Source organism: Collinsella sp. AF25-2LB, from assembly GCF_003458415.1.
Lineage (GTDB): Bacteria > Actinomycetota > Coriobacteriia > Coriobacteriales > Coriobacteriaceae > Collinsella.
In genome coordinates this window covers 62,315-75,811 of sequence record NZ_QRUF01000007.1, presented here as the reverse complement: position 1 = coordinate 75,811, position 13,497 = coordinate 62,315, and the positions used below count along the sequence as shown (strand labels likewise).

Below are 13,497 nucleotides of genomic sequence, written 5' to 3'. Positions count from 1 at the left end.
GCTCGCTGCGCTGCCATAACCTGCCAAATAGGGACAGGTTTGTTTTGGCAGGTTTTATCTGGGCAAACGTCACTTCCACCACAAAGGGGCCAGGCACCTTTGTGGTGGTTTTTGTTTAAGTAGATGTGTGGGACATGCCTTACAATCTACCAAGTAGTTCATGACGGGCGAAAAACGGAGAGAAGGGGCTCTTGATGCGTCCTTAATGTTTCATGCGGATAGATTGATTCGACAGACGGTGGCGAATGCCCGCCGTCCGCATTCGTATGAAACAAGGAGTCTCCATGCTCGTCTCTCTTTTCTCAAAGCCTCAGTCATCGCTGTCCGTGCAGGCCAAGCGCCTGGTGGCGATGCGCTTTCTCATCTACACCGGTTTTCAGACCAGCTACTTTATCGGCGTCATCGGAACGCTCACCTATGCAGACGATGCCTCGGTCGTGGCGACATCGCTGGCTGTCCTCTTTATGAACGTATTCGTGATCTTGGGATCCTTTGCGGGTGGCGCGGCGCTCGACGCCTGGGGTCCGCGCCGTCATTTCTTGCTGAGCATCGTGGGCACGCTGGCAACCGGCGCGGCAATCCTCGCCTTTGGTAGCGCGACCGGCGTCATCCTGCTCGGCGCGGTGTTCCTAGGCTTTACGATGGGATTCGCTCAGCCCATTGCCACGTCCTATCCGGCCTACCTCACCAACGACCCCGTCGAGCTCAAAGACATCAACTCCGCCATTGCCATGTTCTCAAACGTGAGTATCATCGTCGGCCCCACGCTGGGCGGCTTTGTCGCGGCTGCTGCGTCGTCGCGCGCGGTGTTCGTGCTCATGATGATTTTTACCGTACTGGCGTTTATTGCCGGCTGGGGCTTTAGACCGCAAGCAGTTCGCGTCGCCGCGCGTGAAAGTACTCCCGCGGACAGCAGTACAACGGCAATCACTGCCAGCCAAAGCCCCGACCCCAACACATCTTCCCGCGTCACCTTCGCGACCAGCATCAAGACAGTCTTTACCAACAGCGTCCTTGCCCTGCTGTTCTGCATTATTTTCCTTTCAAACTTTGGCTACGGTGCCTTCGACCCGCTGGAGTCGTTCTTCTACCGCGGTGTCCTGCACGTCGGTGTCGAATGGATGGGCTGGCTCTCGTCGGCCAGCGGTGTGGGCGCGGTGCTGGGCGCCGTGGCCGCGCTCCGCTTGCCGCCGCACCTGGTCAACCTTAAGACGCTGCTTGTGGCGCTTATGTTCGTAGGCCTGGGAAGTTTGCTCTATGTGGGGACACCGTACGTGGGCGTAGCCCTTGTCGGCCAGATTGCCCTGGGCGTTGCCTGGGGTGTCGTAAATCCGCTCCACAACACTATCGTGCAAACGACGGCTCCTCTCGAGCAGCTTGGTCGCGTGAACTCGGTCATGGGCTTTGGCAACATGTTCGCCGGCGTGGCGCCGCTGGCGATTGCCCCGTGTCTGGCGGCGACATTTGGCGTGCAGCAGACGCTCGTAGGGGCGGGCATGGTTGTGACGGCGGTTCCCGCGGCGTTGCTGCTGTTTGGACGCCGGCATTTTGATCGTGCCACAAGGCAGTAAAAACCATCACAACATTCAGCGAAAATCGCGATTTTGCCGAAAAACGTCGAATGTTGTGATGCTTTGCGTCTCGGGCCAGGCCACCCTTCGGGTTCGGCCACCACAAGGGGGCCAGGCACCTTTGTGGTGGTTTTGCGCCAAAGCGCCCCGTGTCCGCCTTGGTATACCATGTACGCCGTTCACGAATACACCCCACACCGCCGCGCAACCCAGAAAGGCCCCCATGGACACCACCTTCAGCCACATCAAAGCCGTGTTCTGCGATATCGACGGCACGCTGCTCACGAGCCAGCACACGGTGTCCCCGCGCACCGTGGCGGCGATTCGCGCCCTGCGCGAGCGCGGCGTGCTCTTTGGCCTGTGCACCGGGCGCGACGCCCACGCGACCGAGGCCATGTACGAGCTCTGGAACATCGAAGGCCTGGTGGACGTGCTGGTGGGCTGCGGTGGTGCCGAGGTCATCGACCGTGCGCGCGACATCAACGAGCTGAGCTATCCGCTGCCGGGCGAGACCATCGCGCGCATCTGCAAGCACATGGCGGACCTTCCGGCGACGCCCGTCTGCCCCCGAGACGGCGTGTTCTACGTGCCCGAGAGCAACGCGTGCGTCGAGCACCTGTCGCGCGTTGACTGCGTGCCCTACCAGGTGGTCGATTTTGCCGAGTTTTTGCGCGAGCCGCAGCCCAAGGTGATGTTTACCATGGCGCCCGAGGTAATGCCGCGGGTGATTGAACGGGCGTCGACGTTTGCCGATAACACTGTTAAGGCGGCGGCTCTGCAAACCACGCAGCGGCTCTACGAGTTCATGGATCCGCGCGTGTCCAAGACGCGCGGCCTTGTGCGCGTGGCGGAGCTCAACGACATGGAGCTCCAGAACATCTGCGTGTTTGGCGATGCCGATAACGACACCTGCATGGTGGCTGACGCCGGCGTGGGCGTGGCTATGGCAAACGGCAGCGACGCCACCCGTACCGCCGCGGACTTTGTAACCGCGAGCAACGACGAGGACGGCATCGCGATCTTTATCGAGGAACATCTGCTATAGCGCCGGGGGAGAACCACCACGAAGGGGCAGGCACCTTTGTGGTGGCCTCAGGCAATTTGGGCGAATTGATACCTAAAATCTGCGCATAAATTCAAATATGGTTGTCTGAACATTACGCTTCTAACCACCGATGGGTTAAAGATATTCTCATCAGTTTGGTAGGGTATTCCTCCCGGTTGATGACCTACCGCTCACGGTCGATTTTCAACCGTTCACAGGATGTTCGCTCTTGAGCAAAATGTTGTGCAAATAAATCTAATGCCATTAAATAATAATACGCAACTAAATTACCAGCAGAAACAAATAATAGATAGCGAATAAACAAAGGCAAATCTGAGTAAATGTCAAGAGAATTAAGAACTTGCACAAAAATGTCGATTTTGCTGCTCAGATGTTTAAACAATCGTTATAATTGCATCACTTAGCGAGCGCAATTACAGATTGCGCAGATACGTTTGATGGTGAAAGAGCAAGATCGCGGTCTCTTGGGGAGGAGACATCGATGAAAGCGAATTCGGACAAATCTAAGCAGAGTAATAAAGCGACGCGCCGTGTACTGGCAGGCGTTTTGTGCGGAGCCTCCGTTTTGAGCCTGGTACTGTCGCTCGTCATGCCCCCGATCTCGCAGGCCATTGCCAACGATGGTCAGGCGGGTGCAGCCGAGGAAACTGTGATGGGGGGGGGTTCCTCAAGTGAGTCTACTGATGTAGACAACACCAACAACAGGGATACCGAAAACCAGAATAGTGACGAGACCGAGGGCGACGAGACCGGCGACGATGCTCTCAGGACGGCCCCGTCGTCTGATGACACGGGAGCCGAGAGCGCTGCGCAGCCCGCGGATGATGGACAGTCTGTCTATAAGGTCGCTACTGTTGCAAATGAAGGTGAGGTTCCGGGACTTCAAAAAGATGAGGATGGGTACACGCTGCTGGCGAGTGACGGAGACCTGACAGCGTACCTTAACGCCCCGACTAAACCCGATAAACTACGTCTTAAGGCTGACATTAGTTCAAGTGTGCCAATCACTATCAGGCAAAATACTACGATCGACCTTGCGGGTCACAAGCTTTATTACCGCGTTGGTAATAACGACACGTTCATTACGGTAGCGAGCGGTGCACTTACCGTTGAAGACTCTGCCCATGTTAGCGATACACCTTCGGTCGTTGATAAAGATCCTGGCAAGCTTGCAACTATGGCATGGACCGGTGACAACAAAGGTACTCCTCAGAGCTTAACCTATTATGAAACCACGAGCGCGCCTAACGCAGATACCCTTGGCACCACCACCACTGAAACCACGACTGAGCATGTCGTCAGCGGTTTCGGCGCAATCGTTGCTGCGTCCGACCGTGGCTCGGTCCAACAGGTCATCTCTGTTGCGGACGGCGGTACGCTTAACCTCAACGGAGGCATGATCACGACACCGAGGGATTTGACCAACAACGGTCATATCATCTTTGCCGAGGGGAAAAGCAATGAAACTCATGTGAATATCAATCGCGGTTTTATTACTGGCGCGAATCTCAATCAGCAACGTGGCGGCTGGGGCGGCGGACTGTGCGTAGCGGGCGCGAAAGTCACGGTCAACATGACCGGCGGCGTGATCGCAGCGAATAAGGCTGCTTCCGGTGGTGGTATTTTTGCCGACAGCGGTGTCACGTTGAATCTCTCCGGCGGTGTCATTTCGGGCAATGCAACATATGCCAATGAAATCAACAATGGCGATAACACCGACAGCGGCGGTTACGGTGGCGGTGTTTATACCAAGGGTGCAACCGTAACCATTAGCGGCTCTGCCTGCATAACTAACAACCAAGCTGACGCTCGCATCACTAGTGACAACCTTTACAACAACGGTCTCCTCGGTGGCGGCGGCATTGCGTCCACGAACGGTGGAAAGCTGACCATGACGGGTGGTTCCGTTACTGCCAATTACTCTCATGAGGCCGGCGGCGGAATCTACGCTGGTTTCTGGAACCAGGCGATTACGTTTAAGATGACAGGCGGCACGATTGCCGGCAACAAATCTGTAAACGCCGAGGGCGGTGGTCTCCGTATTTCCACCGGTACTACCGGCAATATTGGGACTGAGCCGGGCATGTCCAACATGGTTTACATCACCAACAACAAGACCATGACGGGTGAGAGCCGTGGCGGCGACTGGGGCGGCGGTGGCATCTTTATCCAGAAGGGCGGCAAGCTCAACATCGTAAAGACGCTGATTACTGATAATGAAGCCGGCGGCTGGGGCGGCGGCGTTGGTGCTTGCCCTACGGGTGAAACGATTGTCTCGCACTCAAATGGTGCCGCAATCTATAACAATACGGATCGTGGCGAGCACTTCTCTGCCGGTGGTAATGGCAAGGACGAGGACAGTAAGCCTGAGTACATTACCGATGACTTCAAAACTGCCGGCCACAAGGACTTCTTCCTCGTGCGCAAGAAGGGCAGCGATAAGACGGTCGCAGTCGTTCTTGGAAAGATGCTCGGCAATGGTTCTGCTGGCTGGAAGGGTACCTGTGATGGTCAAAAGATCGCCATCGATCCTAACGGCGGCGCCGAGGCCAAGTACATGTTCGGCTTGGAGGCCCATCCGACTGACGAGGCCGTAGAAAAGGCGCGAGTGGCGGCTACGACCATCATCAGTGGCAACTACTCGTTTACCCATGGCGGCGGCATCATGACCAACGGCGATCTCACCGTTGGCGAGGTTGCTGAGCTGAGCGTTTATCCGAACATGAAGCTCAACGCCACTAAGGTGCTTAAAAAAGATGATGTCTCGCAAAGCCTTAGCGGACACGGATACAAGTTTATGCTGCTGCGGCAGGATGGCGATACAGCACCTTCTTGGAAAGATGACGGCACAATTGATATGGGCGATTGCATCGTTGCAGGTGAGGCAACTGTTGATCCGTCAACCGGCAGTATCACCTTCGACTCTGGCAAGGACTATTCTTCGGGGCAGTATGTTTTCTATCTAGTTGAGGAGCCCATCAGCGGCGACAACGAATTGGATACCAAATTCGATAAGACCATTTACAAGATCGTGGCAACAGTCGATAGCAATTCATACAAAACTGACCTTCTCATGTCGATTCCTATTAATTATTACAAGGTGAATAAAGTCACCGTCTCTAAAAAGGCCGAGGGGAATCAGGATTTCGTAGAACTTGATAGCGCACACTACTCCGTTACGCGTCCATCGGATAACAACTCGTCGGATGACACGACGACTACGGTCGTTATCGGTGACAATGATAACCCTACCTTTATCAACAAAATTGAGCCCTATACTTCTCTCGGCTCTTGGAAGCCTGCGGCAACCAAGGTCGTCAAGGGCGGCGAGATGAAGGAGTTCACGCTCGAGTTTGCGGATAACGATAAGTTCAATAGTGCCGAGAGGGTTACGACCAAAGCCGGCGGCGACAATCCCCAGAAGCTTTATTTCTCCAATATTGAGTACGGCCTTAAAGACTTGAAGCAGAAGGAATCCGATGATCCGGGTCGTGGTGCTTGCAAAGACTTTACGTACTACGTGCGCGAGAGTGCAGAGGTTTCGTGGTTCTCGCAATATAAGTACGACAAGTCGGTCTATCGATTTGATGTCAGGATGAAGGACCAGGAGGACGGTTCGATCGAGGCCGAGTCGGTGACCTACACCAAGATCAAGGACGCCGACGGCAAGGATATCGCCACGAAAGACCAGCATCCTGTCAACTTCGACGGCACCAAGCCCGACTCCATCCCCACCTTCATCAACACCTACTCCACCTCTTTGCCCCTTTCTGGTATGTCGGGCGTCACTCTGACGTACCTTGCCGGCGCGGCGGTGCTTTGCGCTGCTGCGGCCTGGATGCACATTCGTCGCAAGGCGAATGCGAAGGGAGGCGAGCGTCGTGAATAAGAAAGTTTGCTCCTTCCCGATCTTGTTTGCGCTGCTTGCCCTCCTGATCGGCACCTGCGCGGTTGTGTTCCCCGCATCCGCGCAGGCCGCGCCGACCTCGACCGGTTCCATCACGGTGAGCGGCACCGTGGCGAGCAGCTACAACGCCTACCAGATCTTTAGCGCCAACGTCGTCGACGGCGACAGCGACGCCAAGATCGCCACCGACCTTGTCTGGGCAAGTGGCGCCGTGCGCGACGCCGCGCTGCCCGTGCTGCACAGCGCCGGCATGCCCAATTCCCAGACCACCGCGCAGGAAGCTGCCGAGTGGCTCAACACCGATTTCCACCTTACGAGCGCGCTGAGCGCACAGCTCGCTCGTTCCCTCCAGAGCTCCGACGCCGCTTCTGTGGCCCTTAACGCGGGCACGACGGCAGAGCTGTCCTGTGGCTACTGGCTCATCGTCGCCAAAGACGACGCCATTTCCCAGAACGAAGCCGGCACCGCGCCGATCATGGCCCTGGTCGGCGGCAGCGCTGTCATCGTCAAGCCCAAGGCCGCGACGCCCAAGGTGGCCAAGCACGTGCTGGAGGACAGCACCGCCGCCTGGCAGAAGGCCGCCGATGCCACGGTCGCAGACGACCTGTACTGGCGCCTCTCTGCCACGGTCCCGGCGGGCCTCACGGCCTACGATACCTATGCGGTGCAGTTCGTCGACACCATGAGCGCGGGGCTCGACCCCTCCAAGGTGGCCGCGAGCATACATGTTTACGTGGCGGCGGGCGCGGACGGCGGTTTCGACGCCGTCCAGACCGGCAAGGACGGCCGCACCGGCACTAAGGCCGCGAAGGGTTGGACCGACATCACGGCCCAGTGCTCCACCAAGGTTGCCGCGGACGGGACCTTCACTGTGCGCACCGGCGACCTGATCGCCGCGCTCGGCGGGGCCAACGCCTTCACCGCGGGCGCCCGCGTGGTCGCCGTGTACAACGCACCGCTCTCCGGCGACTGTAACCACGGTATTGCCAAGGGCAACCCCAACGAGGTCTACCTGCGCTACCCGCGCTCTCCTCTTGCCGACCAGTCCGGCGACGCCGGCTTCACCCGCACGCCGAGCGACGACGCGTGCGCCTACACCTGGGATCTCGCGCTCATCAAGCGCGGCAGCGACGGCGACAAGCCGCTGTCCGGGGCGGTCCTGAGCATCGCCGACGACCGCGGTCGCACGCTGGCGGCCGACGGCACGTGGGATGCGCAAGGCAAGGCCACCGTCACCACGGGCGAGGACGGCCGCGTGACCGTCTCGGGCGTGGACTCGGGCAAGCTGGAGGTCCGCGAGCTCAAGGCGCCCAAGGGCTACACCGCCTTCGAGGGCACGCGATCCGTGACGGTCAAAGCCGAGGGCCTGGACGTCGACCAGGTGGCCGCCGCCAAGCCTAAGGTGACCGTATCGGCCGAAAGCCCTCTGCGAGTTGATGCCGCCGATGCCGGGAAGGGTTTAGTCGAGTTGTCGGTGCTTAACACCCCAAGTAACGAAGTGAGTCGAGGCTTTATGCCCTCGACGGGAGATAGAACGTTGGTGTTGGTAACGGCTTTGGCCGTCATCGGAGTAGTGGCTATTGTCGTCGCGCTCGTCATCAAGCGGGGAGGAGGTCGCCATGATAAATAATTGCCCCCCCCTGCTCAATGGCGTACTGCCTCCGTAGCGATTAGAGCGCAGGGAAATGAGCCTGCTGACTTTTGGTGATGACGAGAATTAAAGCAACCTCCAAGAAAGAGGTCCCAACATGAAAACAACCAAGAACATCGCACGCCTGGCAGTAACCGCCGGCCTCACCGCAGCCCTGAGCTTCGGCGGAGTGATGGCACCGGTCACGATGGCGTTTGCCGAGGGCACGACGACTGCGAACGGCTCGGTGACCATTGCGAACGTTGAGGGCAACCATACCGAATTCGATGGCTATCAGATTTTTAAGGCTGATGTTGCGACAGTCGAAGGTAAGACGGTTGTGAGTAATATCACCTGGGCAAACGGTAGCGTGAAGGCGGCTGTCGAGGGTGTCATTAAGAATGAGGAGCCGACTTACAAGGGCAAGACCGCCCAGGACGCTGCAGACTGGATCACGAGTAAGGTGACGGGAACCAACGATGCATATTGCGTTGGCCCCGACAACATTGCTTATAAGATTGCCGCTGCTGTGGACGATCTTACTGACAAAAAGACAACGAGTGCTGGTGTTGCCTCCGGTCTAGAGCACGGTTACTGGCTCTTTGTGACCGATGCCGGCACCATCGGAGACGGCGAGGCGGGCACGTCTCCCATCTTCACTGTCGTGGGAAGCACGCCCGTTAACGTCAACGAGAAAACGGGCATCCCTACCGTTGAGAAGAAAATCGTGAGCGATGCTGATGACAAAGAGCACGATGCCGCCGATTCCCAGATCGGCCAGGACGTGACGTACAACCTCTACGGCACCGTCGCCGAGAACTTCGACAAGTACGACACGTATTTCTACGAGTTTTCCGACCAGATCTCCAAGGGTCTGACGCTGCAGACGGGCGCTAAGATCTACCTGTATAAGAACAGGTCTGATGCGAAGGGTGATCTCACCCGCACGAAGGGCACGGATATCACTGCGTATTTCAAGGAGGAAACGCCCGCCGAGGCTGCCGAAGACGGCAGCAAGACGACGACGTGGACCTGCGATAACCTGAAGAAGGTCAGTGACGTCACTAAGGACTCCTACATCGTCGTCTCCTATAAGGCGCAAATCAACAAGGATGCGGTCGTCGCGGGCACCGAGGGTAACGAGAACGCCGTGACGCTCAACTACTCCAATAACCCCATGACCAGCGAGCGCGGCGAGACCAAGCCTGACACGGTCAAGGATTACACCTACGGCCTCAAGATCAATAAGGTCGACCTGGGTACCGAGGCAGCCCTCGACGGTGCCGAGTTCACCATTCAGGCCACTGGAGCGGACGGCGGCGCATCCAAGAGTTTGTATGTCCAGAAGGATGGTTCTCTTGGTTCTGATCCCTGGAAATTCGTGACTGCCAACGGCGGTGTCATCAAGGTCACCGGACTCGACGCCGGCACCTATACCGTCACGGAGGTTTCTGCCCCCTCTGGTTACGCTAAGGTCGACCCCTTCACCTTCGAGATCAAGCCGAGCATGAATGCCGATGATCCGGGTGCTGGTCTTACTGAGCTCACTGGAGAACTTACGACTGGCCAGAACGACAAGGTTATCGCCGGCCTCACCGATGGCGACTCCGGCGATAACAAGCTGACGTTGAAGTCTGGCTCGGAGAAGACGGACGGCATCTTCAACATCACCGTTGGCGATACCAAGCAGGTTGGCCTCCCGCTCACCGGTCTCAATGGCGTGACCTTCACGTGGATCGCTGGTGGTGCGGTGCTGTGCATCGGCGTGGCGCACCTCATCCGCAGCCGTAAGCAGGCTGAGGAGTCCGAGCAGGAGTAACGCTCGCTCACCCATCCCTTTGGCAGGTGGGATGTGATGGCCATGAGACTTGCGGACACTTTTCTCGTTCATCCACGTTCTTGCTTTGCCATCCTCTTTTCGGGGCGGACTCCACGCTGGAGTTTGCCCCGTTTTTTTTGGATAACGCAGGCAGCCTCCATCGTCCGATGCGGGCACGTTCGTCATCGCGTTTCTTGACTCGTATGAGGTTCGGATTAAGGTCCGTAGGCGCACGCGCGGTGCGGACGGTGGACGGCATTTGCGCCGCAAGTGCAAATAAGAATGCCCGGGGGTCGGATTCCGGGCATTTAACAAAACCAGAAAACTAGGCCGCCCGCGCTCTCGTACACTTACGCGGGATGCGTCGTTTTTTATTGACATTGTATCCCGAATCGCCCAGTCGATTCGGGACATTTTGAAAACTCAAATGTAGACTTAGGCACGAACGGTATCTCTTTAATTCCGAAAATTATGTATAATTCCAATACAAACTGGAATCAAACGAAAACGATGGAAATGAACGAAGCGCTAATCTACTTACAAGAAGCACTAGGCCTCTCTGCCAAGACCAAAACTTGGCCTGGATCTGCACGCTTGCCGCTGCATCTGCGGACGATTGAGGTCCGCGCTGTTGACGCAAACGGTTTTTCGTTTTTGCTTGCAAGCTTGCCTACTGGCGTCGGGCTTCCCGAGGCTAAGAGAGTCTATAGTCAGCTAGCCTTGCGCGCGGAGACTCCTGTTGTCGTTTCGTTTCCTGATGCCGATGCACGTCAGCGCAAAGCATTGGTCGCACAAGGGATTCCGTTTGTTTGCCCCGGCAGACAGGCTTTTCTTCCATTTATGGGCACAGCCTGCACGGAGAGGGGCGGTGCCCGGTTTCGCAACCACGCGACCAAGATGTCACCCAACGCGCAGGCTGCCGCAATCTGGGGAGCAGCCCAGGAGCTATATCGTCCCTATGACCTTTGTCGTGCACTTGGGATCTCGGCAAGCCGCGCGAGTGAGGCCATAACCGAGCTTGTTGACAGGGGACTCGCGAGGCGCGAGCGTCGCGAGCGACGTGTCGTCGTGTTCCCTGTTGCCGTTGATCTTCTGCTCAGCGAGCACATGGCAGAGCTCTCCTCGCCTGTCTCGAAGGTCTTTTTTGCAAGGAAGACGCAGCAGATCGACTATCTTGTTGACGCCGGGGAGACGGCGCTCGCTGCGCGTTCGATGCTCGCTGCGCCGGGCATGGAACAAAAGGCCGTCTTAAGAAGTACATGGCGTCAACTGAGCGACCTCGAAGTCGCAGACGGGGAGTTGCCGGATAACGAGACGGCGATGATCCAAGTGTGGCGCTATGCACCCGTGTTTGCCGACTCCTCCCGTGTCGACAACATTTCGCTTGCGCTATCTTTGGCGGCAATCGACGATGAGCGAATTCAGCTCGAAGTCGATCGCATGTTTGGAAAGGAATATCCATGGCAAGAAGCGCTGTAGAAGGTCTCCAAGAATTTCAGCAGCATATGCAAGAAGCTGCAGGATCGTATGCTCTTATCGGCGGCACGGCATGCGACATTTTGCTCTCGGAGGCGGGACTTCCGTTTAGGGCGACTCACGATTTTGATGTGGTAATTGTCGCCGATGACCGGTTGCCTCAGACGGCAGAAGCTATATGGACTTTGGTGCGTGATGGCGGCTACCGCTGCGGCTGGGGCGAAGGTAAAGACTCATGCTTTTATCGGTTTACAGAGCCAAAGAGGCCGGGTTACCCCCATATGATCGAACTCTTCGCGAAGTGCCCCGACTTTCTAAAGGGTCGTGAGGGGATTGATGTGGCGCCAATTCACGTTGATGAAAACATAAGCAGTCTGTCGGCAATTTTGTTGGACGATGCTTACTACAGCTTGTTCCTTCAGGGAATTCGGACCGTAGGCGGCGTTTCGGTCCTGGGTACGGAATACATTGTCCCGTTCAAAGCGAAGGCGTATCTCGACCTAAAAGCTAGAAGGGAAGCGGGGGAGAACGTTGATTCGAGGAAGGTAAAAAAGCATAAACGCGATGCGCTGAGACTTGCTCAGCTGCTCGGCGAGTCGGAAGGTGTCGACCTGGGCGGAGAACTGAAGGACGATATGCTTGCGTTTGTCAAAGATTGTGAGGTGGGCGACGTCAATCTGAAACAGATTGGGGTTGCGGGCGTAACGATGGCGCAGTTGCTCGAGACGATGAAAGCAACATATGGCTTGATTGGTTGAGTGGGGTTACGTGGCCCGGACGGTGCAGCCAAGCTGCGTTGTCCGGCGTATGAGCTCGCTAATCGGCTATTATTTGTTTAGACAACCTGAGTTGTAGAGGAGTGACCGGCGATGGTGCAGGGCGCCAAACATATGAAGAGCAATAACGCTGCGGCCAACGGCGGCTCAAGCCCTCAGCCCAAACCTCAACCAAAGCCCAAGCGCCGTCGCAAGCGACTGCCGCGCTGGGCCGATCGGCTCATCACCATCGTCATCATCCTTATTGGCGTGGGTCTTATGACCTGGCCGTGGATCTTGGACCGGCTCGAGGCCTCGGGCGTGTTCAACCAGATCAGCACCGTGTCCAGCACCGTGGACGCGCTGTCTGCCGAGGAGCGCGAGCGCATCCTGCTCCAGGCGCGCTCCTTTAACGAGCAGCTGGCGGGCGAGGCCACCGAGCTCCCCGCCGACCAGATCGAGCCCTACGCCCAGCAGCTCATCTTTGACCGCGACCCCATGATGAGCTGGGTCGAGATCCCCTCCATCGACGTGAGCATGCCCATCTACCACGGCACGAGCGAGGAGGTCCTCATGGCGGGCGTCGGCCATCTGGAGGGCACGAGCCTGCCGGTGGGCGGCACCTCGACGCATTGCGTGCTCACCGCGCACTCGGGCATGCGCAACCTGAGCATGTTCGACGACATCCACTCGCTGGAGCCCGGCGACCTGGTGCTGCTGCACACCATGAACAAGACGCTCGCCTACAAGATGGTGGACTCCGAGGTCGTGCTGCCCGAGGAGATGGAGTCGCTGACCATCGAGCCGGGCGCCGACAAGGTGACGCTTGTCACCTGCACGCCCTACGGCGTAAACGACCATCGCCTGCTGGTGCATTGCGTGCGCACCAAGTACAGCAAGAAGGACGTCGACAAGCAAAAGTCGCTGGCCGGCCGCCACTGGGGTAAGCGCGAGTTTGCCGTGCTCATCGTGGTCATAGCCATTGCGCTGTTGCTGCTGGACATCGTGATCCACGCGGTCCGCAAGCGCCGCAAGGCCAAAGCCTCGGCATAAGACATTCTCCAGAACCACCACAATGGGGACAGGCGCCTTTGCGGTGGTCGGGACTTCCAAACCATCACAACATTCGATGAAAATCTCGATTTTGGCGAAAAGCGTCGAATGTTGTGATGCTTTTCGTTTCGGGCGGGACGGTTTTCGTTGTGGTCGAGACGGTCTTCGCTGTGGGCGGGACGGTTTTCGCTATGGACGGTGCGGTTTCGTTGCAGAACGG

The 13,497-nt window shown here is 57.5% G+C and carries 8 protein-coding genes; all 8 read left to right on the top strand.

The genetic code is table 11. From position 1 onward, the window contains the following. The first annotated feature begins 284 nt into the window (after positions 1-284). The 8 genes from DWY51_RS04805 to DWY51_RS04770 all read left to right on the top strand — a co-directional run bounded on the left by DWY51_RS04805 (position 285) and on the right by DWY51_RS04770 (position 13,277). A complete protein-coding gene (locus tag DWY51_RS04805) occupies positions 285-1,571 on the top strand; it encodes an MFS transporter (RefSeq protein ID WP_158556909.1) in 1,287 nt (428 codons plus the stop codon). A gap of 223 nt (positions 1,572-1,794) precedes the next feature. Beyond that, positions 1,795-2,616, top strand: a complete 822-nt coding sequence (locus tag DWY51_RS04800; RefSeq protein ID WP_117770048.1) for an HAD family hydrolase — start codon at positions 1,795-1,797, stop codon at positions 2,614-2,616. 502 nt (positions 2,617-3,118) lie between these two features. After that, a complete protein-coding gene (locus DWY51_RS04795) occupies positions 3,119-6,526 on the top strand; it encodes a Spy0128 family protein (RefSeq protein ID WP_117770047.1) in 3,408 nt (1,135 codons plus the stop codon). Continuing rightward, entirely contained in the window at positions 6,519-8,174 is a 1,656-nt protein-coding gene (locus DWY51_RS04790) for a SpaA isopeptide-forming pilin-related protein (RefSeq protein WP_158556908.1), read from the top strand. The genes DWY51_RS04795 and DWY51_RS04790 overlap by 8 nt, the downstream gene beginning before the upstream one ends. 118 nt (positions 8,175-8,292) lie before the next feature. After that, positions 8,293-9,993 (top strand): isopeptide-forming domain-containing fimbrial protein, encoded by a 1,701-nt coding sequence (locus DWY51_RS04785; RefSeq protein ID WP_117770045.1) that lies wholly within the window; start codon positions 8,293-8,295, stop codon positions 9,991-9,993. A 510-nt stretch (positions 9,994-10,503) separates the two neighbouring features. After that, on the top strand, positions 10,504-11,472 hold the full coding sequence (locus DWY51_RS04780; protein ID WP_117770044.1) for a hypothetical protein: 969 nt from the start codon (positions 10,504-10,506) through the stop codon (positions 11,470-11,472). Beyond that, positions 11,454-12,227, top strand: a complete 774-nt coding sequence (locus tag DWY51_RS04775) for a hypothetical protein (protein ID WP_117770043.1) — start codon at positions 11,454-11,456, stop codon at positions 12,225-12,227. The genes DWY51_RS04780 and DWY51_RS04775 overlap by 19 nt, the downstream gene beginning before the upstream one ends. A gap of 132 nt (positions 12,228-12,359) precedes the next feature. Then, positions 12,360-13,277 carry a class C sortase gene (locus DWY51_RS04770; protein ID WP_158556907.1) on the top strand — a complete coding sequence of 306 codons (918 nt, stop codon included), beginning with the start codon at positions 12,360-12,362 and terminating at the stop codon, positions 13,275-13,277. Positions 13,278-13,497: the final 220 nt, after the last annotated feature.

Coding starts and splice junctions, on each gene's coding strand:
- DWY51_RS04805 (WP_158556909.1), top strand. CDS start 285: ATGCTCGTCTCTCTTTTCTCAAAGCCTCAGTCATCGCTGTCCGTGCAG.
- DWY51_RS04800 (WP_117770048.1), top strand. CDS start 1,795: ATGGACACCACCTTCAGCCACATCAAAGCCGTGTTCTGCGATATCGAC.
- DWY51_RS04795 (WP_117770047.1), top strand. CDS start 3,119: ATGAAAGCGAATTCGGACAAATCTAAGCAGAGTAATAAAGCGACGCGC.
- DWY51_RS04785 (WP_117770045.1), top strand. CDS start 8,293: ATGAAAACAACCAAGAACATCGCACGCCTGGCAGTAACCGCCGGCCTC.
- DWY51_RS04780 (WP_117770044.1), top strand. CDS start 10,504: ATGGAAATGAACGAAGCGCTAATCTACTTACAAGAAGCACTAGGCCTC.
- DWY51_RS04775 (WP_117770043.1), top strand. CDS start 11,454: ATGGCAAGAAGCGCTGTAGAAGGTCTCCAAGAATTTCAGCAGCATATG.
- DWY51_RS04770 (WP_158556907.1), top strand. CDS start 12,360: ATGAAGAGCAATAACGCTGCGGCCAACGGCGGCTCAAGCCCTCAGCCC.